17 protein-coding genes, 2 tRNA genes and 1 pseudogene are annotated in these 26,887 nt (G+C 45.0%); 14 read left to right on the forward strand and 6 right to left on the reverse strand.

The window, feature by feature from the left end:
- Window positions 1–387: 387 nt before the first annotated feature.
- Window positions 388–528, reverse strand: a complete 141-nt coding sequence (locus JT26_RS10740) for a hypothetical protein (protein WP_160216109.1) — start codon at window positions 526–528, stop codon at window positions 388–390.
- 94 nt (window positions 529–622) lie between these two features.
- Here JT26_RS10740 and JT26_RS10745 point away from each other — a divergent pair, with 94 nt between their 5' ends.
- Window positions 623–796, forward strand: a complete 174-nt coding sequence (locus JT26_RS10745; protein WP_160217615.1) for a hypothetical protein — start codon at window positions 623–625, stop codon at window positions 794–796.
- Here the strand turns inward: JT26_RS10745 and JT26_RS00020 are convergent.
- The 3 genes from JT26_RS00020 to JT26_RS00030 all read right to left on the reverse strand — a co-directional run bounded on the left by JT26_RS00020 (window position 779) and on the right by JT26_RS00030 (window position 6,465).
- The gene (locus JT26_RS00020; protein ID WP_036844381.1) at window positions 779–1,732 is read right to left on the reverse strand and encodes a PorV/PorQ family protein; all 954 of its coding nucleotides are present in this window, start codon (window positions 1,730–1,732) and stop codon (window positions 779–781) included. The genes JT26_RS10745 and JT26_RS00020 overlap by 18 nt on opposite strands.
- Before the next feature lie 46 nt (window positions 1,733–1,778).
- Window positions 1,779–4,601: a S8 family serine peptidase gene (locus JT26_RS00025; RefSeq protein ID WP_036844383.1), complete on the reverse strand. Its 2,823-nt coding sequence runs from the start codon at window positions 4,599–4,601 to the stop codon at window positions 1,779–1,781.
- A gap of 139 nt (window positions 4,602–4,740) precedes the next feature.
- A complete protein-coding gene (locus JT26_RS00030) occupies window positions 4,741–6,465 on the reverse strand; it encodes a BACON domain-containing protein (RefSeq protein ID WP_036844385.1) in 1,725 nt (574 codons plus the stop codon).
- Between the two features lie 381 nt (window positions 6,466–6,846).
- Between JT26_RS00030 and rplS the strand changes: the two genes are divergently transcribed.
- From rplS to JT26_RS00095, 11 genes are all read left to right on the forward strand, one after another.
- Entirely contained in the window at window positions 6,847–7,197 is a 351-nt protein-coding gene (gene rplS, locus JT26_RS00035; protein WP_036791350.1) for a 50S ribosomal protein L19, read from the forward strand.
- 832 nt (window positions 7,198–8,029) lie between these two features.
- Window positions 8,030–8,103 (forward strand) — tRNA-Arg (locus JT26_RS00040).
- A 43-nt stretch (window positions 8,104–8,146) separates the two neighbouring features.
- Window positions 8,147–8,230 (forward strand) — tRNA-Leu (locus JT26_RS00045).
- A gap of 123 nt (window positions 8,231–8,353) precedes the next feature.
- On the forward strand, window positions 8,354–9,163 hold the full coding sequence (gene ispE, locus JT26_RS00050; protein ID WP_036844387.1) for a 4-(cytidine 5'-diphospho)-2-C-methyl-D-erythritol kinase: 810 nt from the start codon (window positions 8,354–8,356) through the stop codon (window positions 9,161–9,163).
- A gap of 24 nt (window positions 9,164–9,187) precedes the next feature.
- The gene (locus tag JT26_RS00055) at window positions 9,188–11,782 is read left to right on the forward strand and encodes a S9 family peptidase (RefSeq protein ID WP_036844389.1); all 2,595 of its coding nucleotides are present in this window, start codon (window positions 9,188–9,190) and stop codon (window positions 11,780–11,782) included.
- A gap of 214 nt (window positions 11,783–11,996) precedes the next feature.
- On the forward strand, window positions 11,997–13,334 hold the full coding sequence (locus tag JT26_RS00060) for an NCS2 family permease (protein WP_052089788.1): 1,338 nt from the start codon (window positions 11,997–11,999) through the stop codon (window positions 13,332–13,334).
- Window positions 13,335–13,468: 134 nt separating this feature from the next.
- Window positions 13,469–15,232, forward strand: coding sequence for a DEAD/DEAH box helicase (locus JT26_RS00065; RefSeq protein ID WP_036844391.1), 1,764 nt, complete (start codon window positions 13,469–13,471; stop codon window positions 15,230–15,232).
- A gap of 2,845 nt (window positions 15,233–18,077) precedes the next feature.
- The gene (locus JT26_RS00080) at window positions 18,078–19,307 is read left to right on the forward strand and encodes a site-specific integrase (protein ID WP_036844394.1); all 1,230 of its coding nucleotides are present in this window, start codon (window positions 18,078–18,080) and stop codon (window positions 19,305–19,307) included.
- Between the two features lie 123 nt (window positions 19,308–19,430).
- A complete protein-coding gene (locus tag JT26_RS00085; RefSeq protein WP_036844396.1) occupies window positions 19,431–20,612 on the forward strand; it encodes a site-specific integrase in 1,182 nt (393 codons plus the stop codon).
- A 460-nt stretch (window positions 20,613–21,072) separates the two neighbouring features.
- Window positions 21,073–21,681 (forward strand): TetR/AcrR family transcriptional regulator, encoded by a 609-nt coding sequence (locus JT26_RS00090; RefSeq protein WP_036844398.1) that lies wholly within the window; start codon window positions 21,073–21,075, stop codon window positions 21,679–21,681.
- Between the two features lie 196 nt (window positions 21,682–21,877).
- The gene (locus tag JT26_RS00095) at window positions 21,878–23,974 is read left to right on the forward strand and encodes a hypothetical protein (protein WP_036844406.1); all 2,097 of its coding nucleotides are present in this window, start codon (window positions 21,878–21,880) and stop codon (window positions 23,972–23,974) included.
- Window positions 23,975–24,050: 76 nt separating this feature from the next.
- Here JT26_RS00095 and JT26_RS00100 read toward each other — a convergent pair whose 3' ends face one another.
- Both JT26_RS00100 and JT26_RS00105 read right to left on the reverse strand, forming a co-directional pair.
- Window positions 24,051–24,338: a helix-turn-helix domain-containing protein gene (locus JT26_RS00100; RefSeq protein ID WP_036844408.1), complete on the reverse strand. Its 288-nt coding sequence runs from the start codon at window positions 24,336–24,338 to the stop codon at window positions 24,051–24,053.
- A 2-nt stretch (window positions 24,339–24,340) separates the two neighbouring features.
- Window positions 24,341–24,619 (reverse strand): helix-turn-helix domain-containing protein, encoded by a 279-nt coding sequence (locus JT26_RS00105; protein WP_036844416.1) that lies wholly within the window; start codon window positions 24,617–24,619, stop codon window positions 24,341–24,343.
- A gap of 692 nt (window positions 24,620–25,311) precedes the next feature.
- Here JT26_RS00105 and JT26_RS00115 point away from each other — a divergent pair.
- Both JT26_RS00115 and JT26_RS10025 read left to right on the forward strand, forming a co-directional pair.
- A pseudogene (locus JT26_RS00115) lies at window positions 25,312–26,326 on the forward strand (toprim domain-containing protein).
- Between the two features lie 3 nt (window positions 26,327–26,329).
- On the forward strand, window positions 26,330–26,881 hold the full coding sequence (locus JT26_RS10025) for a DUF3408 domain-containing protein (RefSeq protein ID WP_052110258.1): 552 nt from the start codon (window positions 26,330–26,332) through the stop codon (window positions 26,879–26,881).
- The last annotated feature ends 6 nt before the right edge of the window (window positions 26,882–26,887 follow it).

Below are 26,887 nucleotides of genomic sequence, written 5' to 3' on the forward strand. Positions count from 1 at the left end.
ACGCTGCTCTGTCCGGAGGTGGCATAAATCCGTCTTTTCGAAGTTCTCCGCCAAATGGCTTAAAATCCAAAACTGACTGACTCACAATTCATTTGCGCTATTTCGCCTTTTCTTGAACCTTGAGGATAGATTTTTTGGCAAAAGCACTAAAGGTTTTGGAGAAAAGCACTAGAGGTTTTGGAGAAAAGCACTAAAGGTTTCGGAGAAAAGCACTAAAGGTTTTGTAGGAAAGCACTAAAGGTTTTAGAGGAAAGCACTAAAGGTTTCGGAGGAAAGCACTAAAGGTTTTGGAGGAAATACCTAATCTTTCTGTGAAAAGTACCTAATCTTTTTGGAGAAAGTACCTAATCTTTTTGGAGAAAGTACCTAATCTTTTTGGAGAAAGCACTAAAGATTTCCGGGAAAAGATTCGCTGCTTTTCAGAAAACGTTGTGGAAGAAGATTTTCTACGCAGCTTTCGGGTAGGTGTCCGGTGGCTGTTCTCTTCCGGCAAAGAAGGATAGGGGGCTCTTGGATGGGGTTGTTCATCTGTCCGTTTTGTTATCTTTTTTGTGTGGCAGGGTTTGCCTTTAGACCGTGCAGGGGCAATGCCCGAAAGGGTGATTTTGGCAGCTGCTGTTTTGTGAATGCAGTTTTATTTATCGTTTTCGGGAGCCGGGATAGTGCAGGGGAGAGGAACTATCGTGGCGATGCTGCTTCGGGATCTGCCGGAATGGGAATAAAAAAAGACCTGCACACGCTGCGTGTACAGGTCTTTTCTTTTATAGGTATCGAGCGATCAATAGTCGAACGATAGAGACAGCATCATCTTTTGAGAGCCATATTCTCCTAAGCCTCTGATGCCGGCAAGGTCGAGCTTGACGTTGTAGAACTTCACTCCGATACCTGCACTCCAAGCACTGGTAGACCGGCTGCCATACTGATAGCCTGCGCGAAGGCTTACCATCTTGTAGAGCGTGTAGTCTGCACCGATGTTTGCTTGGTATAGCGGATCGGATGCCAAGAAGAAGTATCTTCCGCCAAGAGTGAAGTTGAACTCGTGAGTATCAGAAACTGCTGTCGCAAAGTCTCCTGTAAGCTCGGCTCTTGAAGGTACCGCAAACACGTCCTTGGCAGAGTAAGCGATAGGTGCTCCAAGATCGGACACGCGAGCAGCGATGTTCAAATATTTTGCACCACTATTGGTGAGATCCATGAAGTAATTGGCTCCAAGGCTGAATGTTCCTGTCATGGCTGTTCTGCCTGTGTAGCTTTGGATGAATGATCCGGAAGCAAAAGCAGATAGCTTGTCATTGAAACGGAAGGCATAACCTAAGTCGGCACTCCAATCGAATGGAGAAAGCGGCTTGCCCGGTGTACCGAACTGATCCTTTATAGAAGGAAGAGTGAGACCTCCCTGATAGCGGAAACCTGCATACACAACGTGGCGGTCGAGGAATCTCCATCCGGCAGTGGCCATTCCGTTCAAGAGTCTGCCTTCTGCCATAGCCATCTTAGGGAATATAAGTCCGCTTGCAGAGACTGTGAACTTCTTGTCTGTTTGGAAGATGGAAGCCGGGTTTACATAAAGATAGCTTCTGTCTGTATGCGCCAATGATACACCACCCATCGCAGCAGTACGTGCATCAACGGGAGTCTCTAATATCGGAAGGCTTTGAGCTGCCGCCTTTGGAGCAGAGAATAGTCCCATTGCTGCCAAGGCCATTGCTCCAATGATATATTTTATCTTCATATCTTTTTTATAGTTATTGATACGGTTGAAAATTTATGATCTACAATTACCTCTTTTGGACAGCTCTTTCATAAGGTTTGCCGCCTGTCTTCACTTTCAAGGTATATGTTCCCGGAGCTACTTTGCTTGTGTTGATCTTGGCAACACCTGTATGATCTGCAGGTACTTCCTTATCCAAAACAACTGCTCCGGTAATACTTATCAAAGTGATGTGAGCTTTCTTGTGTGTCGGGTTGAGCCAAACATTCAACTCCTTCTGCATTGGAAGAGGCCATACAGAGTAAACATCGAGAGAAGGATCTTCAACTACGGTAACAGAGAAAGATGCCATGGATGACATGTGTCCGTTGCTTACTTCCACAGATATGGTTGTGCGTCCGGGCTTGTATCCCTTGATGGTTAGCTTACCCTTATCGTCTACGTCGGCAGAAGCTACCGAGCCGTTGGATGAAGAAGCCTTGTATGTAAATGTCAAGAACTCTTGAGGAGTTACATAGTCTGCAAGGTTGAGAGAAGCTCCTTCTCCCTTAGCTCCTATTGTTGGAGTTGGGAACGCTTTCTTAAATTCAGGCTCTGTTACGGTAACGATTCTGAATGGAATAGTATATGTGAAAGAACTCTTAAGCTCGTCTGTAAGTTTAAGATTGAACGAGTATTCACCGGCAGAAGATAGCGGACGGATAGTAACTTTCAAGCCTTTGTCTATCCGTGCTACGCTTACGCAGTTGGTCTTATCCTCCAAAGTATATTGCCACTTGTGCCCATCCGGATCGGAAATATTGAATTCATACTCGACTTTTCCCAAGATATTCAAGAGAACAAGTGGATTTTCGGGTACGTTGGAGATTACCGGAGGATTGTTCTTTTTTGTCTTTACGGAGATAAAGGATGGAGCCGAGAATAAATTCCAACGGTCTATTGCTACAAGAGCAAAATGATACTCTTTATCAGGAGTCAACTTCTTTACCACGAAAGATACTTCGTCATTAACAGACAAGCCTTTGCCTCCGACAAGAGGATTGCTTATAAGTTCGCCTTCTTTTTTGTAATTGTTTGCGTTAAGAGGGGTCGTAGACATGTAAACGGCATACTTGTCCGCTGTCCCATCATCTTCATCTTTGGGCACATTCCAAAATAGTGTAAGCTCTGTGAAATCAACATTTGCATTGATCTTACTGCTGTTGAACTTAGGAGATTCCGGAGCTTTTTGATCATTTTTAAGAGTCAAAGCTGCATAAGCATCGACATAGCCTGACCCCAAACGTCCTGCTGCTCCCGGATTTATCTTGTCTATATCCACCGGTAGTATAGAAGCCAGCAAACGAGTCTTTAGATCTTCACTGGTAAATCCGGGACCACCGAAATGAGATACAATAAGAGCTGCAACACCTGAAGCGTGAGGACATGCCATGGAGGTACCTTGATAGTATGTGTACCAATCCGCTACGTTTGCAGCATTTTTGTCGGTCGTACTTAAGACTCCCGCTTTTGTTCCATACAGCATCTGATCTCCACCCGGAGCTGAGATATCTACCCAGTCGCCATAATTGGAGTAGGTAGCCCTCTTAAAGTTTGTACCGATTGCTGAGACGGCAATACATCCTTCGTATGCTGCCGGTTGGCTTGTAAATTCCAATCCATCATTGCCGGCTGCAAAAAGCACAACTCCACCCTTCATTGGAGAGTCCGGTCTTTGGCTGCCTTTCCCATCAGTACCGGCATATTTTACGAAATAATCGATGGCTACTTTTAGAGAGTTCGGAGTAGTATAGATACCTGAACGATAAGGATATCCCCATGAGTTTTGAGATATAACGGCTCCATTGTCAGCTCCGTACTTGATAGCTGCCGCAGCGTTGCCACCCTGAGCACCTTCTCGGAAGATCGCTGCCGACATGATACGTACTCCGGTATTAGGGTCTCCATTACCTCCGGCTACTCCTGCTACTCCGACACCATTGTTATTTTTTGCAGCGATGGTTCCTGCAACGTGTGTTCCATGAGCATCTTCGTCCGGACGTAAATTCCCTTGATCGGTTACAAAACAGTAGCCATTGATGTCATCGACAAATCCATTATTGTCATCATCGACACCGGAAGTCCCGTTCTGTTCGGCCTGATTTACCCACATATTATCCGCAAGGTCGGGATGATCTACATCTACCCCACCATCCACTACGCAGACGATGACATTTGGGGTGCCGGTGGAGATTTCCCACGCTTTGAAAAGGTTGATGTCGGATCCCATGACTCCCGCAGGAACACCGGTTCCTATGTTGTTGTAGTGCCATTGTTCCTTCAGAAGAGGGTCGTTGAATGGCATTTTGGCATTCCTTTTAAGGTAGTCTTCGGTTGAACTTAATAAATTTATGGCTGCAGGATGCTGATTAGCAGAAGCCGGAACTATTATAGGATTGAATTCTACAATCTCTACACCATCTACGCTATCAAGAGCTTGCATTGCTCTGGATATCTCCACCCCTTTGTCGAAACGTACTATGAACCATAGGTGCAGGCCTTCTTTTCTTGATCTTTCTTCAAACTCTCCTGCCGGTGGAAACAATCTTGTTATAGCTGTGGCCTTTATGCTTTGTAGAGCAGAACCCATAGAAGAGGGAACACTGCTCATTTGTACTTCTCCCAATTGTGCCTGAGTTAAACTCTGCTCAACTTCATCTGTGATCTTGATGATAATTTCTCCCGGAACAGCTGCACCCGGAGGAACATTATACATTTTTAGAGAAGAAGATGACGTGTTTGGTTGTTCTTTTTGTTGGCTGTTGTCCGCATATTGGACTTCTCTTTCATTTTGGCAGCCTCCTACTGTCAAGAGCCCAAAGAGAACGCTCAGCAAATATACTTTTTTCATGATCTTGTTATTACTTTAAAGTAGATAGAAATATCCCCACCGAAGAGGCTACAGTGTACCCTGCTACACTCTCGGTGGGGATATCTAAACTATCTCATTTATACATTAAGTCTATATAAATGAACTACGGTCTTAATGGTTACTTAAGAGAAAACTTCTCAAACTTTGTTTGATTTTTGTTTGCAGCTGCTTTTTGAGGAGAAGCCATTTTTGCTTCAAATCTAGCTTTCACTTCGTTCTTATCTTTACCGTAGTAATAGTGGCTTAGGCGAGCTCCTTGTATTTTTGATGCACCTTCTTCATACCACATTGCGAATTGAAGAGATACTTCACCCGGATTTACGTCGCTGAATTGAGCCGGTCTAAGCATCAATACAAGGTCTTCCTTGGTTACGAAAAAGAATCTTCCATCTCTTTCCAAAGAGTTTGCATCGAAACCTTCTTTGTCTTTAAGAGCGATAAACTCTTTTGTTGGAGCATAAGCACCATCAGGACGCAACCACATTACCAAGTTGATCTTATCTTGGCTGAAGATTTGAGCGAATTGAGTCAAACTTTGTAGTAGAGCAGGATCTAGTCCGGCATCTCCGGTTTTGTGGTAGAATGCCAAAACATCTTTCGCCTCTTCTTTTCCAACTTCACCTTCCTTAACAAAACTTTGAGCCTGGAGTTCTTCCGGGTTTTTTTGATTTGGATAATCTTTCTCCTTCTTGTATCCACGTTCTGTCATAAATGCGACAACATCCGCAGTCTTTTTGTCTTTATTATCCAAGAACTCTTTAAGAAGGTATGGGAACTTAGAGAACGTTGGATAGTCTTTATCTTGAATGTAGTAGTGCTCGAATATAACTCCATAAACCATTGTTCCATCCTCTTGAGGTTCTTGAAGAATGGTAGCACGTAACATCTTATCACTGTTTTGATACACAAGCTTCTTCGCTGCAGACATATCTTGCATAAAGGTAAATCCTGCATTCTTAAGAGCTTCGATAAATGCTCCTTCTGCAATTCTTTCCCATGTGTCTGTTGTTGCTACAATAACTTTCCATGTTTTCGGGTTATTGAAAGGAATAAGATAAGTAGCATTGATGAAACCGTCTGCTTCAGGAATTACTGTCAGCATACCCGGTTGTGGTCCGAAGAAGCTTTGTCCTGGTTCGCGCAAGCTTATTATGATAGAGCCTTGTGCTGCCTCCATTTTTGCACGTTGGAAGACGCTCATCTCAGCATCAAAAATAGGGAAGTAAACTGCATTAGATATATTTTGGAATACTCTGATAGCCTTAACTTCTGCACCAACTTTTATAAATACTTTAGCTTCGCGTGCTTTGTCTGTTTTATTAGCAGCAACCTCAGCCTTCACAAAGTTACCGGCTCTGGTAACGTTAAGCCAATCTGTCTGTTCAAATTCCATAGACCATTGTTCTGCATTTGTTTCTACAGCGACAAGGAATTGTCCGCCACTTACAGGAGCTTCAATTGTTTCAGAAGAAACATTGATGAAAATCTTAGAAGCGCTTTGAGTCACAGCGATCTTTTCCATAAGGCCACCTGCGTAAACGATAACTTCAGCCTTACGATCTTTTCCAAGAGTGTTTGCTTGTGCTCCAACCACGATGCCTTCGCCTTTGCGAGTAGCTGTAAGCCACTCAGCGTTCGTAGATACATTCCACTTGGTTTGGTTTGTTGTTACTTGAACTTGTGGTTCTGTCGGATTCTGTGCTTGGTTGTTTAAGGTTAGGGTTTGCGCAGATAGCGTTAAAGTAGGTTCTTCCGGCCCGTCATTTTTTGGCGTACAAGAAACGCTCATCAAGCTCGCAAGAACGACTGCTGAGAACACAGCAAGAAAGTTTTTTAGCTTCATAATCTTGAGATTTTGAGTTAGTAAAAAATACATTTAGGTTAAAAATTATTCAAGTAAATGGTTGTCAAAAATAGTCTATAATCATCAACATCAGATTGATGAAGATAGGGTAAGGTAGTCAAGAGCGCTTTGAATATTGAATTCTGCTCATAAATTACGGCAAATATTTTCTAATAAACAAATTCTTTTGCCCTGAAGCAAAAAAAATTTTTTTATGAGACTTGGCATTCCATCAGCTGTTTGGGGAGATGTTTGGGAGTCTTAATAATAATAACTATATTTGCACCGCTTTGCGTAACCTCTGATAGGAATGTTATTACAGAGTGTGGCCTATGTACGTTGCGTTTGGCTTATTATATATATGTATAAGCGATCAATATTATGGATTTGATTAAAGTAGCCGAAGAGGCATTTAAGAGCGGTAAAGAACATGCGCGTTTCAAGAGCGGGGATACCATCACCGTAGGATACCGCATTCGTGAAGGTAATAAGGAGCGTGTCCAGCAGTTTCGTGGAGATGTTCTTCGTATATCCGGACACGGAGATAAGAAGATGTTTACCGTGCGTAAGATCTCAGGAGGTGTCGGTGTAGAGCGTATTTTCCCTCTCAACTCTCCGTTTATTGAAGAGATTGTGGTGAATAAGCGCGGTCGTGTGCGTAGAGCCAAGCTTTACTACCTTCGTAAACTCACCGGTAAGAAGGCTCGTATCAAAGAGCTTCGCACCTACTAAGGAGGGAGGCAGACTCCCCGAAGCCTGTCCAGGGCTTCTTTATATAGATTGGGTTAAAGAGAGAGCACTGTTCCGATTTTGTTTCGGACAGTGCTCTTTTTCATTTTACTCTTTTGGGCTGCTTGGGGTATGTTTCGGGGATATTCTTTACTCCCTTTTGGGGGGAGCTTTTATATAAAAACGGACTCTCCTGTTTTTCTCTTCTCTTTCCGTTTTCTCTTCTGTTTTGGGGCTGAAAAGGCAGATTGTTTTATCTCAACTCTCTGTGGATAATCGGTTTATGTTGAAATTTGAAATTCGGAGAAAAATTTTTCTCAGTCCGTTTGATGGGGCTTTTTCGCGTTAATAGATGTGAATTTTAACACCTGCCTCTGTAAATGTTCCCTAATGAAGAAATCTACCTTTTCAGGAGTGTTTTAGGGTGAAAATATGTAGCTTATTGATTATTAGCGTTTTAGAGGATTTGGCTAAACACGTTAACCGAATCCGGTAAACGTATTAAATGAAATCGGTAAACGTGTTTACTGAAAAATTAAACACGTTAAGCCGACAAAATATGCTTGTTTCGCGTTTTGGGTGAACAGGCGTCGAAAATAGTGTTAATAAAACGGGCTGATTTAACAAATTCGGGACCCCTCTGAAAACAGAGGTGGAGGATGAAATAGAGAGAGATGTTTGGCGGAGCTTTTTGAGGGATGGAATATATAAAAATGAAGTTTTGGAAGAGGGGAGATTTGGAGTGTGAAACAATTTATTGGGGCCTCTATTGTGTGGTACGAAAAAAAACATTACCTTTGCACAGCAAATCGGGACACCGGTTTCAAGCGAATTAGGTCGGGTAGCTCAGCTGGATAGAGCAACAGCCTTCTAAGCTGTGGGTCCTGGGTTCGAATCCCAGCCTGATCACAACAATAAGATGGAAAATGTCTTCAGAGGCTTTGCCTCATGAGCGCAGGTGGTGAAATAGGTAGACACGCTACTTTGAGGGGGTAGTGCCGGTTCCGGTGTGTGAGTTCGAATCTCATCCTGCGCACAGAGAAAAAAAGTAACAAGAGGTGCCTGAGCGCTAAGCATTCAGGCACCTTTTTGTATCTTTGCCCAAGTTACAAGCAACTATCTCGTAGAGAGAACCGTTGCTCTCACTTATCTTGCAAGAATGCTTACATTTCCAAAAGCAAAAATCAATCTCGGTTTAGAGATTGTCGAGAAGCGTCCGGATGGGTATCACAATCTCCAGACGCTGTTTTATCCTATCCCTTTGACAGATGTACTGGAAATATGTTCGGGAGTGGAGACTTTCTCTTTTGATGGAGGAGATGCGCTCTCCGACTGTCCGGTGGAGCAGAATCTCGTGGTCAAGGCATACAGGATGATGGAGTCGCAGTACGGGTTGCCACCTGTAAAGATCATTCTGCGCAAGCATATCCCTCATGGTGCAGGGCTTGGCGGAGGGTCGAGTGATGCAGCAAGCACGCTCGTGATGCTGAATGAGCTGTTTCACCTGAACTGCTCTCGTGAAGAGTTGGCTCTCATGGGAGCGAGATTGGGTGCTGATGTCCCCTGTTTTCTGTACGACTCTCCCACTTACGGAGAGGGAATCGGAGACATTTTGACCCCTTTTGATTCTTTCTCTCTCAAGGGGTATCATCTCCTTTTGTTGCTGCCGGATATTTATATCTCCACACCGGAAGCGTACTCCGGAGTCTGTCCGATGAAACCCGAGGTGGATTTAAGGGAAAGGCTGAATCTGCCTTTGAAAGAGTGGAGAGGAGTAGTAAGCAATCGTTTCGAGTCTTCTCTTTTTTCTCGTCATCCTCATCTTGTCGAGATCAAAGAGCTGTTGTACCGGCAAGGTGCCCTTTATGCTTCAATGAGCGGATCGGGTTCTGCCATGTACGGCATCTTTGACAGTGAACCGGATCTCTCCTCTTTTAAGACATGGCGAACATTTCTCATGAAATTATAATTACCAAATAACACAAACATTTTTATGAGCCGTAAAACATTTTTAGCAGCAATGCTGTGCTCTCTTTTCTTGGGGAGCGGTGCTCTTTTGGCGCAGGACACTAAAGCCAAACAGGAGATCAAGACTCCGAAGATCTCTTATGCCAAAAGATTGCAATATGCCGGTCCGGTGAATATATCCCGTCCGGTGCTCTCGGATAGTACAAATCTGTCCGGCAAGAGCTACGATGTACAGACCATGCTGTACTATTCTCCCCGTGTCAATCTTGCTAATGACACACGCACTCTTCTTTCTCCGAAAAGTGGAGAGAAGCCTGTATTCAGTGTGCCTGTGAAGAGAATAGCAGACCCCAATACCTTGCAGTATCATATCTTCAACTTCAATCTCCTTCCGGAAACTTACACCAAGGGAACGCTCTCGATAGAGTGTAACGCTCCTTTTGAAGTGTTGGTGGACAACGCCTCAAAGCTAAAAGGTGTCGGAGCAAAGGCGGTAAACGACAGCATTAAACCGCAAACATCGAAGATAACACTGCTGCCCAAGACTCATGCCGTTACCGTTAAGGTTGCGCTCTCAAGCAAGGACTCTTTGGAAAACATAGAGCTTCGTGCCGGATTTACTCCCGATCGCGAAGACAGAATAGTAGAGGTACGCTCGGATGCCAAGCACCATCCGGATCCGAACTTTATGATCTACGGACGCACATTGGCAGGGTCTCAAATCTCTCCGAGTGGCGATTACGTCATTCTCTACTTCCGTCCATCTGCTGCAAGCAGAGCAGGAGAGCAGTCGTTGCTCTTCCATAAAGGAAAGAAGATAGCGGAGTTCGACGGCGTTGCATCCCGTGCACGCTGGATGCCTAAGACAGACAAACTCTACTACGATGAGACTACCGAGAAGGGACGTACACTGTATGCCTACGATCCGAAAGTTATGAAGCGTGAAGTGATTCACTCCGGCATTCCGGAAACAGGCAGTTACTTCATGTCTCCGGGAGAGACATCTTTGATCTTCAATGTATCGGAAGAGGGACAGAAATACAATAAAAACCTGGATCGTCTTGCTGCTCCCGGAGACAGACTACCCGGTTTCAGACACCGGAATTTTATTTCTATTTTCGACTTGAAGAGCGGAGTGTTCTACCCGGTTACATTCGGAAACAGATCCACATATATTCAGGATGTCGCTCCGGACGATTCCAAGCTGATCTTCTCCGTATCTACTCCGATGCTTACCAAGCGTCCGTTCAGATCCACAAGCTACTACGAAGTGGATCTAAGGACAAGAAGAGTGGATACGCTCTTCGTAAACGATACAGAGATAGCGAGCTTGTACTACTCCGCACTGCCTAATATGCTTGTGGCTACCGGTAGTGCCGATGCGTTCCATGGCGTAGGAAGACTTCTTCCTAAGGGGATGATCGTCAACACTTACGACACCCAGCTCTTCCTCTATGACCGTGTGAACAAGACGGCAAGACCGCTTAGCAAGAGCCTCGACCGCTCTATCGAAACCGTTTTGGTGCCGACCAACCGCCCCGAAGCATACTTTATCGCAGAGGTGGGAGACCGTAAACTTCTCTACGTTAGCGATCTTAAGAGCGGTAAGATAACCCGTCTTTCCAAGAAAGAAGACTATGTGAAAAACTTCTCTGTATCTGCTCTCTCGGGTGATGTTACCTATATCGGACAGAGTGCCACATCCTCGGATCGCTTCTACATGATAGATGCCAAGAAGAGAAGAGAAGCCCTTTTGTACGATCTTGATGCCGAGAAAGGTAAAGATCTTATTCGTAGTAACATGGCGGACTGGGACTATATAGCTCCCGACGGCACCGAGATTCAGGGGCGTTTCTATCTGCCTCCCAACTTCGATCCGAACAAGAAGTATCCGATGATTGTCTACTACTACGCCGGAACATCTCCCGTAAACCGTATGTTTGAAGGTTCTTACTCTTTGGCAATGTATGCTTCTTTGGGATATGTCGTGTATAGCATGAATCCCAGCGGCTCTACCGGTTACGGCCAGGAGTTTGCCGCTCGTCACGTGAATGCTTGGGGCGATCGCACCGCAGCCGAAATCATAGGCGCAGTAAAGGCTTTCTGTAAGTCGCATCCTTTCGTGAATGCAAAAAAGGTAGGCTGTATGGGTGCAAGCTACGGAGGTTTTATGACTCAATACTTGCAGACACAAACGGATATTTTTGCAGCAGCAGCGAGTCATGCCGGTATATCGGCACTTTCATCCTATTGGGGAGAGGGTTATTGGGGAGTAGGTTATAGCAGTGTTGCAAGTGCGGACAGCTATCCATGGAATAACCCCGACCTTTATACCAAGCATAGCCCGCTCTTCTTGGCAGACAAGATCAACACGCCTCTTCTTCTGCTTCACGGAACAAAAGACACCAATGTGCCCGATGGAGAGAGTGTACAGATGTATCAGGCTCTCAAGATTTTAGGTAAAGAGGTAGAGTATGTACGTATCTACGGAGAAGATCATGGTATTATAAACCCGGAGAAACGTCTTGCATGGACCTCAACGATAATGGCTTGGTTCGCTAAACATTTGCAGGATGACCCTACTTGGTGGAACGATCTTTTCCCTGCGAATAACCTTTAACCGGGACATCGGGTAAGCTCCCGAAACTAAACATAAAGCATCCGGAGAATGCTCAAAAGGCATTTCCCGGATGCTTTTATTTTTTTAGAATTTTAGCAGTTCTCTTAGAATTTATACCTTTGTGCCGAAAAAACAGGAGGGGGAACAGCTTCTTTTCTTCTCTTTTCGAGAATAACGCTTAAATCATACACAATACAAGACATCTCTACACACTATGAACGTTTTACTTCGCAGCCTCGGCTTCGACTCCGGTAAGCACAGACTTCGCACAGAAGTCATAGCCGGGCTTACCACTTTCCTCACTATGAGCTATATTTTGGCGGTAAATCCGGACATTCTCAGTGCTACCGGAATGGACAAAGGAGCCGTCTTCACCGCCACCGCTTTGGCTTCCGCAGTGGGAACACTCCTGATTGCTTTCTTGGCAAAGCTGCCATTTGCTCAAGCTCCGAGTATGGGTATCAATGCCTTTTTTGCCTTCACGCTCGTCATGGGAATGGGTTACAGCTGGGAGGCCGCACTTGCCGCTGTTTTTGTCGAAGGGATTATTTTTATCCTGCTTACGGTGTTCAACATTCGGGAGCAGATTGTCAAATGTATTCCGGTCAATCTTCGCTACGCCATCTCAGCCGGTATAGGAATGTTTATAGCCTTTATCGGGCTGAAAAATGCGGGTATCATCGTTTCGCACGAAGCCACTTTCGTTACGCTCGGATCCTTTACCCCTGCTGCCACGCTTGCCTGCATCGGTATCCTTATCAGTGCGGCTCTCATTGTCCTAAAGGTAAGAGGTGCTCTCTTTTACGGTATAGTGATATGTACCATCATAGGTATCCCGATGGGTGTAACGGCTCTACCCGATACTTTCACCCCCGTATCCATGCCGCGCTCATTGGAGCCGACGTTCTTGAAGTTCGACTTCCGCGCACTGCTCAATATGGATATGGCTCTTACCATCTTTGCATTGGTCTTCATGGATATATTCAATACCGTGGGAACACTTATCGGAGCAGCTGCCAAGACAGAAATGATGGACGAGCAGGGTAATGTGAAGAATATCAAGCCGGCAATGATGGCAGATGCCGTGGCTACATCCGTTGGGGCGGTATTGGGAACATCTACCGTTACCACATTTGTAGAGAGTGCTTCGGGAATTGCCGAGGGTGGTCGCACGGGCTTGACCGCATTCACCACTTCCATACTCTTTATCACCGCTCTCTTCTTATCTCCTCTCTTCCTGCTCGTACCCTCTGCCGCCACCACGGGAGCATTGGTGCTTGTGGGAGTGTTCATGCTGAGTGCCATTCAGGAGATAGATCTCTCCGATATTTCAGAAGCGATGCCATGCTTTATCACCATGCTTACTATGGTGCTTACCTACAATATAGCGGAAGGTATGGCGCTTGGACTCATCAGCTTCACGCTGGTAAAGATGCTGTGCGGACGCTTCAAAGAGGTGAGTGTAACACTCTATGTGGTATCTGCCCTGCTGCTTTTGCGCTACATGTTGCAGACTCCTCTGTTCGATACCATTGCCTCTCTTTTCCAATAAAATCCGTTTCAAATATCATAAAAGAGCTGCCGGGGATTTTCTCTTTCGGTGGCTCTTTTGTTGTTAATTGGTTGAAATATCGTAACTTTGCGCCATGCAGAAGAATATTATTCTGCATTTATCTATAATAATATATGACATTTAACGAACTGGGAGTATCTGCTCCTCTTCTTCGCGCTGTGGAAGCGCTTGGTTATGATCAGCCTATGCCTATACAAGAGGCTGTGATACCCCACCTGCTTGGAGAGAGCAGAGACATCATCGCACTGGCTCAGACCGGCACCGGAAAGACGGCAGCATTCGGCTTGCCTCTCCTTCAAAACTTAGACACAACGCAACGCATCCCTCAGGCACTCATACTGGCTCCCACTCGTGAGCTTTGTGTGCAGATTGCCGGAGACCTTGCCGACTACTCGCAATACATGAAAAACGTGGGCATCGTAGCCGTTTACGGAGGTGCTTCCATAGAGCAGCAGATCCGCACCATCCGTTCCGGAGTGCAGATCATCGTAGCCACTCCGGGTCGCCTTATAGACCTGATGAAGCGAGGAGTGGTGAACCTCTCCACCGTGAGAGACGTTGTGCTCGACGAAGCAGACGAGATGCTAAATATGGGCTTCACGGAAAGCATCGAAGAGATCCTTGCTCAAGTGCCATCCGAAAGACATCTGCTCCTCTTCTCTGCCACCATGCCGAAGGAGATTGCAGCCATTGCGTCCGGCTACATGAAGAAGCCGACGGAGATCGTGATAGGCGCAAAGAACGAGGGCAACAAGAATATCCGCCACATCTATTACATGGTGGCGGCAAAAGATAAGTATCTGACACTTAAACGTATTGCGGACTACTATCCCAATATCTACGGCATCATCTTCTGCCGTACCCGGAGAGAAACACAGGAGATAGCCGACAAACTCATACAGGACGGCTACAATGCCGACTCTCTGCATGGCGATCTGTCGCAGGCTCAAAGGGATTATGTGATGCAGAAGTTCAGAATCCGCAACCTCCAACTCCTTGTCGCTACGGATGTGGCAGCACGCGGACTCGATGTGAACGACCTTACACACGTCATCCATTACGGTCTGCCCGAAGATGTGGAAAGCTATACCCACCGAAGCGGACGCACTGCCCGTGCAGGAAAAAGCGGACTCAGCATTGCCATCTGCCACTCTCGCGAGAAAGGGCGTCTAAGGGACATCGAAAAGATTATAGGCAGTCAGATAGAACGCGCTTACGTACCCACCGGAAGAGAGGTATGCGAGCGACAGCTCTTCACGCTTGCGGATAAAATAGAGAGTACACTGCCCGATGATGAAGACCAGATGCTCTCTGCCATCCTCCCCGCCATCGTCTCCAAACTCTCGTGGATAGATAAAGAGGAGCTGATACGCCGCTTCATCTCCATGGAGAGCCACAGACTTCTCCAGTACTATCGTGCCGCACAAGAGGTGGAGGAAGTGCCCGACAAACCACTGCACGATGATCGTTCCAAAGGATCGGAGCGCAGAGGACGCAAGAAACAGCGCGAGAACGGCATCCCCGAACCGGGATATGCTCGTCTGCAAATCAACTTCGGACGTCGTGATAAGCTGTATCCCAACTCCCTCATAGAGCTTCTCAACGCCACCACGGGCGGAGCACGTGTGGAGGTAGGCAAGATAGATATTTACGATACATTCTCTTACTTTGAAGTGCCGGAACGAGATGCCAAGACGGTTATCTCTTCCATGAACGATTTTGAAGTGGGATCGCGAGCTATCATGGTACGTAAAGCGCAACCCAAAGGCGGTGCAGGAGAGAAAGAGTCCGGGCATGGACGAGACAGATCTTCCGCTACATCGCGCAAAGATATGCGCCGTGCCGGAAAGAGTGGTAACGGCAGACGGAGAAGATAATCCTTCTGAAGAAAAACATAGAAGAGCAGAAAGCAGGTGCGGGAGCATCGCTTTCTGCTCTTTTTTGTGTGGAGACTTTTGTGTCTGAATCTGTTCAGAGAGTAGAACAAACAGGTTTAGAACTTTCGTTGAACCTTTTCGGAGATCTAAAGCAAGGCGTGATTGTCGGACATTGAGGTTTGAGTTGTGGAGATCAAGACGCGGTTTGCACAACTCAAGACTTGAGTTCGGGGAGTGAACAAGTTCAGAGAAAGTTTTATATCTGTTTATCTTCTTTTTTGTTAAGGCTTATCGTGAAGACCGAGACAACTCCTTGAATATTTATACATTTATCCATACCTTTGTTTCGCGGGGTAATGACCACGCCCCTGATGAACAGATGGCATACCTAAAATCTTAACCTCGGATGCCTTTCGGTTATTAAATAAGAATAAATAGAAATACATAATCAGATGAAACGGATTTTTACGAGTGGAGTATGCGTTTTAATGTTGTTCCTCACTATTTTATCGACAAGCTGCCGTAACGATCGTGTGGAGCTGGTTTCGCACGAAAAAGGCAGAAAGCTCACTCTTACGGCATCCATGTCACAGAATGAAGCCGGAATGAGAGTCGGCTTGGAGAAAGGAGCAGATGGCAATACTCTCGCTGCTCGTTGGAAATCGGGCGACAAGGTGGCGTTTATCTTCGAGCAGACCGGGACGCTGACTGCTCCCGTGGAGGTAACCATCTCTTCCATCGAGCAGGATGGCAAGCGTGCAAGGTTGAGCATCGAAGTGCCGGAAATCATAAACGTACAGCAGGAGTACACCATTCACGCTCTCTGCGGAATACCGGGGACGGGAGCACGTGTACAGGATGGAGAGATCCTTGTGGACATATTGCCATTGAGGGAGAACAGGTTGGAAGATATCGTTGTCCCGGTAATTGCCGAGGAGGATGTCGATCCTGATGAGACGGATATAGAGTTGGACTTCTCTCATCTCGGCAGTATCGAGTATGTAGATCTAAAAAACAGTTCGGGAGAGGAGCTCAGGGTGTCCAACTGTCATCTTTATCCCGTAAAGGGAGATGCGGAAGAGTGGAGGTATGTGCCCGAAAACGGAAAGATTCATTTCTATAAAGTCTCGGCAGAGAATGTGCTGTCCATTGACGGTACCAAGCCCAACCCGATAGAGGAGTCGGGGTCTGCTGTTTCGATAGCACCCGGTGCCACACACACTTTTGCGGTATGGCACTACCCTAAAAAGAGAAATATTCCGGAGTTCGGCATATCCATAAAGACGGACAACGGCGTTCAGCTCTCTGCAAACAGGAAGATAGCCAAAACGTTCTTCATGGCTCCGGGCAAGGCGTATCGTGTACGGGCAGAGTGGAAAGACAACCGCTTGACGATCTTGGGCGATGACGTGGAAGAGGATCTCCCTTTCATCACTCTGACGACAAAGAAAGCCGTGGGCGAGAAGATAAAGATTCAGATGAATGCAGATGAAGCAGACCAAGCGAACGTCTGGATAGACCTGAACAACAACAAGGTCAAAGATGCGGGCGAGAACGTAACCGCATTTGACTCCGACCAATATTACACACTTGGCTCCCAAAGCATTACGGTGTATGGAAAGGTAACCGATTTTCGTTGTAGAGGAGAGCAGCTCTCCTCATTGGATGTGAGCAACAACACCGCTTTGGAACAGTTGTTCTGCTACAAGAACNATGGAAAGGTAACCGATTTTCGTTGTAGAGGAGAGCAGCTCTCCTCATTGGATGTGAGCAACAACACCGCTTTGGAACAGTTGTTCTGCTACAAGAACTCCCTCTCTTCGCTGGATGTTGGCAAGAACACCGCTTTGACAAGATTTGACTGCTACAATAACTTCCTCTCTTCGTTGGATGTTAGCAAGAACACCGCTTTGGAACAGTTGCGCTGCGACAATAACTTCCTCTCTTCGTTGGATGTTAGCAAGAACACCGCTTTGACTTATTTGGACTGCGAGGAGAACACCAACCTTAGCTCCTTGAAGATCTCGCGCAGCATAAAGGAGGAGTTATGGATCAGACAGTGTAAGCTGAGTGCGGAGACGCTGAACGAGATATTCCGAACACTTCCCGATGTAACCGGGCAGACCGAAGGCGGGAAGAAGGTCTGGATCGCAGGCAATCCGGGTACGGATGCGTGCAACAAGAAGATCGCCACGGACAAGGGTTGGACGGTATCTCTTGAAAAATAGGATTGAGGAAAATTCCCCTCACCCCGAAGTGGCGGGGCGTAAAATATTATAAACAGATTGGGGCAGTGCCGGTGCGATAAGTGCCGGCACTGCTTTTTTTGTGCCGAAACGGAAAGTCGGGATTGGGAAAAGAGAAAAAGTCGGTTTCGGAGAGGATGAAAATTTCGTACGTACAAAAAAAAATTTATGTGCGCACGAAAAAAAATTTACGTGCGCACGAAAAAAAAATTTCCGTAGGTAAGAAAAAATATTTCCGTAGGTAAGGAAAAAAATTTCCGTAGGTAAGAAAAAATATTTTCGTAGGAACTATTAGAGGAAAAAGCATTGGGAGGAAGATGGAGGGTAAGTGGATGAGAGTGAGAGGGATTTGCAGAGTGTTGCAGGGGTTTGCATTCGGGTGTAAAGAGCAGAAGATGTGGATTTATGCAGAAGTTCCGTTACCAAATCATTAGTCGATTCGTTGATTGGTAACGGTGAGGTAAAAGAAGGTAACCGAAGAGGGTTTCGTCGGTCATGAACTTTTTCTCTTCTGCGGTGCTGATGCTCTATGCCACAGTGTTTTGCGTAACAGAGAACGCTTCGGTAACGGGTAACTTTGCCCATAAAAACAGAAGCGTATGCAAAGAGAAAAATTCAAGGTGTTGCTCTACCTGAAAAAGAGCGGATTGGACAAGTTGGGGCAAGCTCCAATCATGGGGCGGATAACGTACGGGCGAACCATGGCGCAGTTCAGTTGCAAGCTTTCATGCGACCCCGATTTGTGGAACGCTCGTGAGAGCAGATTGAACGGCAAGAGTCGTGAGGCAGTGGTTACGAATGGTAAGTTAGAGCGTTTGCTCCTCTCGGTGCATTCGGCTTATCGGAGACTTTGCGAACGAGGTGCGGTGTTTACGGCAACGGACATCAAGGAGTTGTTTCAGGGGAGTATGCAGAGTCAGACGACCTTTTTGGAACGATACGACCGTATGTTTGAAGAGATGGAGAAACTGGTCGGGGTGGAAATCAAAGCCTCTTCGCTGTATTCCTATCGCTCGACTCGAAAGCATTTGCAACGCTTCATCCTCCATCAGTTCCACTCTTCGGACATCGCTTTCGGGCAGATTGGGGATGATTTCCTCTCGCAGTTGGAGCATTATGTCAAGGGCGTTTCGGGGCTGTCGCAAGGCAGTTACAGACGAATCGCCTTGTATTCCAAGAAGATTCTCCGTTTGGCGTATCAAGAGGGACTTATCGACCGCTTGTTGTTCGATACGGTCGAAATAGAGCGAGGTGAGAACAGGGCGCCTCGTGCATTGGACAAGATATCGTTGGAGAAGTTGCGGGCTTTGACTTTCGACGCTCACGAATCGGCACTGGAGACAGCACGCGATCTGTTTGTTTTTTCCTGTTTCACGGGTGTTGCCTATTGCGATATGGTTACCCTTGGTCGGGAGCATCTTTTTACGGATGATGAAGGGGCATGGTGGCTGAAGTTCCGCAGACAAAAGACAGACACGCTTTGCCGTGTGAAGCTCCTGCCCGAAGCCGTTCGTTTGATAGAGCGGTATCAATCAGAGGAACGAATCACGCTCTTTGCCCCCATTGCCTATTCGGCTTACCTTGCTCAACTCAAGGCTTTGCAGCTTCGGGCAGGCATCGCTGTTCCACTTTCGGCACATGTCGGTCGCCACACTTTTGCCACGCTCATAACGTTGGAACGAGGTGTCCCCATCGAAACCGTGAGCCGAATGTTGGGGCATGGCAGCATCAAAACCACGGAACGATATGCCCACGTCACCCCGAAGAAGCTCTTCGATGAGTTCGAGCGATTTCTCTCTTTCACCGAAGATTTACAACTCTCTTTGTGAGATTCAAGAATATGCACCGAAAAGCACCTAAGCTTTTCCGAGAAAGCAATAAAGCTTTTAGCAGAAAGCTTAGGAGCTTTTGGAGGCAAAGTAATTACCATTCATACAGCACACGAAAAGATTATGCGCAGTACATTCAAAATCCTATTCTATATCAATAAGAATAAAGTCAAAACAGACGGCACGACAGGCATCCTTTGTCGCATCACCATCGACGGAGCAAATGTTGTGATGAGCACGGGCGAAAGCATTGCTCCCCACGAGTGGAGCGTGAAACGAGGTGAAACAACCGATAAGAAAACGAATCAACGCTTGCAAGCCTTTCGGGACGAAATCGAACAAGGGTACAACAACTTGCTCTATAGGTATGGGGCGGTGAGTGCGGAACTGCTGAAAAATCATTTGCAGGGTGTGGGAAAAGCTCCGACAACACTTTTGGCAATGAGTCGGGCAGAAGAGCAACGACAAAGCGAGGAAGTTGAAAAATCCAAGAGCGAAAGCACCTGTCGGCAAAATGGTTATTCGGACAGGCAGTTGAGAAACTTTGTGCAAAGTCGAGGCGAAGAAGATCTGCCTCTTACGGCCGTTACGACGGGATTCTTTGATGATTATCGCTTCTATCTGAAGAGAGAGAATTATGCTCCTGCAACGATAAACAAACATCTCTGCTGGTTGAGCCGATTGATGTATCGAGCCGTCAGCCAAGGGACAATCCGTTTCAATCCGTTTGAGGGTGTGAAGTATGAGACAGTGGAGCGCAAACCTCGCTTCCTCTCCAAGGGCGACGTGGCGAAGCTGTTGGCTTTCCCATTGCAGGATGAAGGGGCAGAACTAAGTCGAAGAATGTTTCTTTTCTCTGTCTTTACAGGTTTGGCATTTGCCGACTTACAGAGCCTGCGAGTTTCGCAAATCGAAACGAACAGCGATGGGAAACGATACATCCGCAAGGCGAGACAGAAAACAGAGGTTGAGAGCCTGATACCCCTGCATCCGATAGCGGAACAGATTCTTGAACTCTACTTGAAAGCAGTCGACAGCAACAATCACAAGGTATTCCCCGACACGATGAGCAAAAACCAACTTATCGCCCACCTCAAAGCCATAGGCTTGGCTTGTGGTATCCGCACTCCGCTGACTTGGCACGTCGCAAGACACAGTTTCGGTACGCTGACTTTGGAGGCAGGCATCCCAATGGAGAGCATCGCCAAAATGATGGGACACGCCTCCATCTCCAGCACGCAAATCTACGCGCAAATCACAGACCAAAAGATTGCAAGGGATATGAGCAGATTGATACAACAATAAGAGAATCTAACCCAAAATGTGAAAATAGAAGTATTGATAGTTTTTCAGTTTACGAGAGTTTGTAAAAAAGTTTTTGCAGAGTTCTCTTCCCAAATTCTTCACCGAAGATAGAATAGAATGGTATTTTTCTGCAACTTTTTTCAGTCATTTTATAACCTTCCTAATGTCTGAGACGAGTTCCGTGTGTTTCTCTATGCATAATTTTATGTCCATAATTATGCTTTTAAAGTTAGTCTTCGTGAGCAATGCTACTTCATCACGTTTGTGATGACATTTGTGTTTAACCCAGAATGTAGGCGCGCTTTTTCAAAAAAACTCTTTATAGAAGTGAATATTGGAGCTTCTGATACGACCAAACACGTTCCTTTATGCAAAACATATTATTTTTTTTGGCTGTTCAAATATTCTTTTATATCATTGCAATAGATAAAGAACGAACGTTCTGTTTAATTCTAAAGTAATGGCACGAACAAATAACAAAGAAATCATATTAAAGGAGGCTTTCAGACTATTCTTGTCTAAGGGATATGATGCGGTCAGCTTTGCAGATTTGGTCAAAGCGACGAATATTTCACGAGGAGGGATGTTCCATCACTTCAAAGGAAAAGAAGATATCTTCAATCAGGTGGCTGATCGTTTTGTATTTAGTTTTTTTCGAGAAGGAGAGAGTTTCATTGAATCTCCTGAGTCTGCAACACCCTTGAAAGATTTTTTAGCTCATTGTACCAAGATAATTAGTGAACGAATGCTTCATTTTTCAGAGACTTTAGGAGCGTCGGTTACAGCAGCCAGTTTTATAAGTTTTGTCTTGTACCTTAAAGAGCATTATGCATCATGGCAGGAAAAGATACAAGAGCATGAAAAGCAGGAGATTAAAACATGGAATGAGGTTATAGAATTAGCAAAAAAGAAATGTGAGATTAGGGAGGGCATTGATAATGTTCAAATTATTACGGTATTTCGGACTCTTTATTTAGGGCTATCCTACAAAGGTGCTCTAATTGACCGCCTCTCTGTCGAAGAGTTACAGAGGTTATGGGAGTTTATTTACCAAGAGTATAGGTTATAAAAACATTGTGCTCTGGGAAAGAAAACGTACATCAATCGGGGAGTCTCTTTTTTACCCAATAAGCCTATTTAAAATGATGAGATGGACGGAGGAATGTGCAAGGAGCGATCTAAATTGTCCAAAAAAGATTTTATACGAGGATTGACTCAATAATTTTAGGCAAAATCAAGAGAACTATTGCAAAACAATAACGCATATGAAAACAAAACTTCTTTTTACCTTATTGACTGGCATAATGCCTTTTTTGATGCTGGCTCAAGAAACTGATTCGCTAAAAACAAAGCAGTTGGAAGAGGTCATAGTTAAGGCTAAATTACAGAGAACTTCACCTCAGTCATCAGTCGTTATACCGACTGTGAGACAAAAAAACTCTGCACAAAATGCTGTAGATCTTCTGCGGAAGATTGCAATGCCACAGATAAGCATTAATCTGATGAATAATGCAATCACGACTCAAACAGGCGATGGTGTAGTCCTATTTATCAATTTTATTCCTGCATCAAAGGAGGATATTGAAGGTTTGTTAACTACAGATGTCAGGAGGGTAGAATATTTCGATTTCCCCTCCGATCCTCGATTTCAAGGTCATGAACATGTGGTTAATTTCATCGTTCATAGGTATGAATATGGAGGTTATACAAAACTAAGTATCAAAGAAGATTTCCTCACTGGACTTTCCAGTAATATTTCATTCTATTCCAAATTTGCTTACAGAAAGATGATTTACGACCTCTATGTCGGTGCATCAAATCATAATCTTCACAATATTGGGGCTTCTACAATAGGTAGGTATTCTCTTCTTGACAGTAATGGAGACAGAGTATCCATTACAAGAAAAGAACTATTTGACAAAGGACATTATAAACAAAATACGTATCCGATTACGCTTAGGGCGATATATGGCTCCAACAATATTCAATTAGCCAATACAGTAGGTTTTTCTTATGGAGAAAAGCCAGTGGCAAAGACTTCTGGCACCCTTTCTTACGAACCCGATAAAATAGACTCCTATTCATTTGCAAAAGACAATCCCACAAATCAACGATTTATCACATGGAAAGGTTATTACTTTTTTGCTTTGGCAAATGCTCTACAACTGAGCGTAAGTCCCTATGCAAGTTATAGCCGCATTAATGATAATATTCTGTACTCTAGTACGAATCCTAACACAACTCCTATTGAAAATAATGCAGAAGAAAATCAGTACAGATATGGTATAAATACAACTGTCTCTAAAAACATAGCACAGCGACAAAGATTCTTTTTGCGTGGCTATTATGGAGAAAGTCAAAATGATGTGAAATACACAGGTTCCTCTCCTTATGACAATAAGTTTATATCTCGTTTTGCTGGCAGCACTATAGGATATAATTTTTCCAATGATAGGTGGAATCTAAGTACAGATATCTCCCTACAGTGGGAGGAGAATAAGATTAACGCCAAATCAATTAAAAAGTTCTACCCTCTTTTTAATTTTTCTGCAGGGTTTTCACCATCTTCTATGCACTCTTTCAGGACTTACTTCCACTATGGATCTAATTATCCAGGAGCTAGTATAAAAAGCCCAAATATTCTAAAGGACAACGAGTTAATGTATGTTACAGGAAATCCCAACATAGGTTTATCACGCCAATTCTCCTATAATCTCTCATACAATTGGATACCAAGCAATAAGTTCTCTACATCCCTCTATTGTCAGTATTATGGGGAGCTAGATTTATATGTACCTGTCTTTGAACATTACAATAATGGTCAAGCTTTGTTGAGACGCTATGATACGGATGCACAGTATCATCGCACACAGATAGGAGCTTCATTTAATTACAAATTACTTGATGGGAAGTTACAACTTGCAGCTTCCCCTTCGGTAACATTTTTCAGAGTTCTGGGTTATTATGATATGACTAAGACACCATTCTATTTCAATGCATCTGCTATATACCATCTCAATGATTTTTATTTCCAGACTGCATATCAAACTAGATTTCGCACGATACAAGGGAATAGGGCAGTCTATCATGAAGACAGAGACTTTTGGCAACTGCAAGTTGGATGGAGTAAGAATAACTTTAATATTCGTTTGAGCGCTAATAATCTATTCCGAAGTGACTGGTTGACTTCCACAGAAACACTCAATAGTTCTCTATACTCAGAGACGAGATATTTAGAGGGAAATAATTTTCACCGTCGTCTCAATCTGTCTTTTACTTATACCTTTGGGTATGGAAAGAAAGTACGACAAAATAATGAGATCGGACAGCAGTATGGAGCTCCATCCGCAATACTGAAGTGAACGATGAAAATAAATTTTGTAAAGCAAAAAAAGAATGCAGAGCTTTATTAGGCGTATCAAAAAACTTTTGCAGGAATTACTCCCGATAATTCTCTTGCAGAAGTCGATTGATGTCTGAGAGACGATAGAGGATTTTCCCTGCAATTTGGGTGTAGGGGATAACACCCTTGTCTCGATAGTCTTGCAAGGTGCGGGGACTGATGAAAAGACGTTCGCAGACTTCTCGTCCTGTTAGGTAGATTTCTCCTCCGAAAAGCGGACGATGTGTCTCAGCAACCTCTTTCAGCCGCTTTGTCATCTCCCTGATGCCCGAAATGAGCTCTTTCATTTCGGGCGTTTCTCTGTTTACAATCTCGTGTTCCATAGTCATTGTATTTTTCGGTTGGACTTGGCAAGGAGTGCTTCCACATCCTCACGTTTGTAATAGCACTTATGCCCGATTTGGATAAAGGGCAACACGGACGTATCCCGATAGTGTTGGAGCGTTCGCTTGCTGATGTTCAGTATTCGGCGCACATCCCCGTTGTGCAACAGGTCGGGGACTTCGGGCTTCGTGCCGAAATGTTCTCTCATGCAAAGAGCCAGCTCTTCGATGCTCTTTTTCAGTTCCTCCCAAGCGGAGGTATCAATAGCGGTAAATTTCATATTGGAATGCTGTTTTTGTTACTTTGTTTTTTGCCTTTTGATGCAAATGTAGGAAGCTTCTCCATTCGTTCTTTCAGTCAGGGATAACCGAGGAAATAGAGGGAACTCGCAGGCAAATATAAAGGCGCATACCCTCACAGAAAAGGCTTTCGGCTAAGTGCGTACTTGTGGCCTTGATAAGGTATGAAATGGCTTTCTTCCCGATAAAAGATGCATATCATTCCTCTTCCGATGCAAAAGGGTGCAGAGGCATGCAATCCGATACAGTCGCTTGAGAGCAGTCTCTCTTTGTTCGATTTGTTTTTGAGGTGTTTTTGTCCTGATTTCCCCTCTATTTTCCTCTCTTTTTCGGAGCGTTGTATAGCAGCCGAAAGCAACAAACTCGCAAAGCTTGTCTTCTCATTCTCGGCTCTCTAACTTGGTTTCAGCATCCGTTTTCGGGTGAAAGTTCAAAATCAAGAAAAAAGAGGCAATGGGAACAATGAAAGGAAAAAGCCATCGACAACAAAATGAAAACAGTTCACTCTTCTTCTTTCACTGTAAGAATATATATACAGTGAAAGGGAAAAGTGGAGAAATCTCTTTTTGTCCATCGAAGAGCAAAAAGACTCACCCCTTCCGACCTCCGTGAGAATACGCTCTTTCTCCTTTCACCGTTCTCCTCCTCTCTCATCATTTCATTCTATCGACTTATGAAACCAAGATATTACGACATTCAAACCATCAAGCAGCAGCCTATATCGGCTTACCTGAAATCCTGCGGTATTGCTCCTGCCAAAGAATACACGCACTATGCCCTTTATCATGCACCCTATCGAAATGACCACAATGCCAGCCTGAAAGTGGACTTTCGACAAAACCTCTGGCATGACTACGGAATAAGTAAAGGCGGGAGCATCATCGACCTTGTGATGTTAATGCGAGGATGCAGTGCNTGACTACGGAATAAGTAAAGGCGGGAGCATCATCGACCTTGTGATGTTAATGCGAGGATGCAGTGCCTATGAAGCCATGGCGCATCTTGCCGATGAAGGGTTGGACCAACAAAAGCGTGAGCCTTCCGTCTTTCATCGTTCAACACCTTCCCAAACGATCAATTCTCCGGCAAATACAAGGCATATTCTCTCCATCGGTGAAGAGTTGCCCCCGCATTTGAAAAACTATCTCCAAGAGGTGCGCAAGATAGACCTTGCCATAGCAAGCCCTTATCTCCGCCATATTCGTTACACCATCGGAGGACGAGAGTATGCTGCTATCGGCTTTCCCAATCGTTCGGGAGGTTATGAGCTTCGAGATAATAGGAGTTTCAAAGGGAGTATCGCTCCGAAAGATATTTCTCTGATTAACGGAGAAACCGATGGAACGCCTTGTCTTTTCGAAGGCTTTATCGACTTCCTCTCCCTTCTCACGATGAAGGGAAAAGAAACCGCTCCTTGTCTTATCCTGAACTCGGTAAGCAATCTGCACAAAGCTGTGGCTTACCTCCAAGAAGCAAAAACCTGTTCGGTCAAAGTCTTCTTCGACAACGATGAAGCAGGGCGAGAAGCTGTTCGTGCACTTCGTGCCACAGGCATAGAGGTGGAGGATATGAGCAGGCTTCTCTATCCACATCATAAAGACCTCAATGAGTATCACGTAGCCCAAAGTAAGCGACAACAAGAAGTACAACAGGTAAAGCCTTCCATTGCAAAACGTAGAATCAGATAAGCCATGAAAGAAGAATTTGATTTATCCCATTATTTGAACGTAGGGAAAGAAACTCAAGAGAATCAGTTGGAGCAATCCCAACCATCCGAGTTCACCAAGCTCTCTTCGACATCTGAGCAAACACTGCCTTCCGAGTCTCTGAATGAAGAGAAAGACAACCTGAAAGCAGAGCAATCCGAACAAGAGAAGGAACAAGTGACACCAAGCATTCAAAGACGTATCAGCCAGAAGCAACGTAAAGAGAACTTGGAAAGCTATCGGGAATCCTTTCTCGTTCCTCACAAAATCATCGACCGAAAGGCAACCTATCTTAGTCGCTCCACATGNAAGCAACGTAAAGAGAACTTGGAAAGCTATCGGGAATCCTTTCTCGTTCCTCACAAAATCATCGACCGAAAGGCAACCTATCTTAGTCGCTCCACATGGGAACGTTTAGAGTTCGTTGTCCGTCGATTGGGTGATTATGGAGCCAATGTTTCAAGTTTCTTAGAACGTATTGCTCTTCAACATTTGGAAGAGTACGGAGACGACATAGAACACTGGCGCAAACTCTAATCTCGG

This window comes from Porphyromonas sp. COT-108 OH1349, assembly GCF_000768755.1.
GTDB lineage: Bacteria > Bacteroidota > Bacteroidia > Bacteroidales > Porphyromonadaceae > Porphyromonas_A > Porphyromonas_A canoris.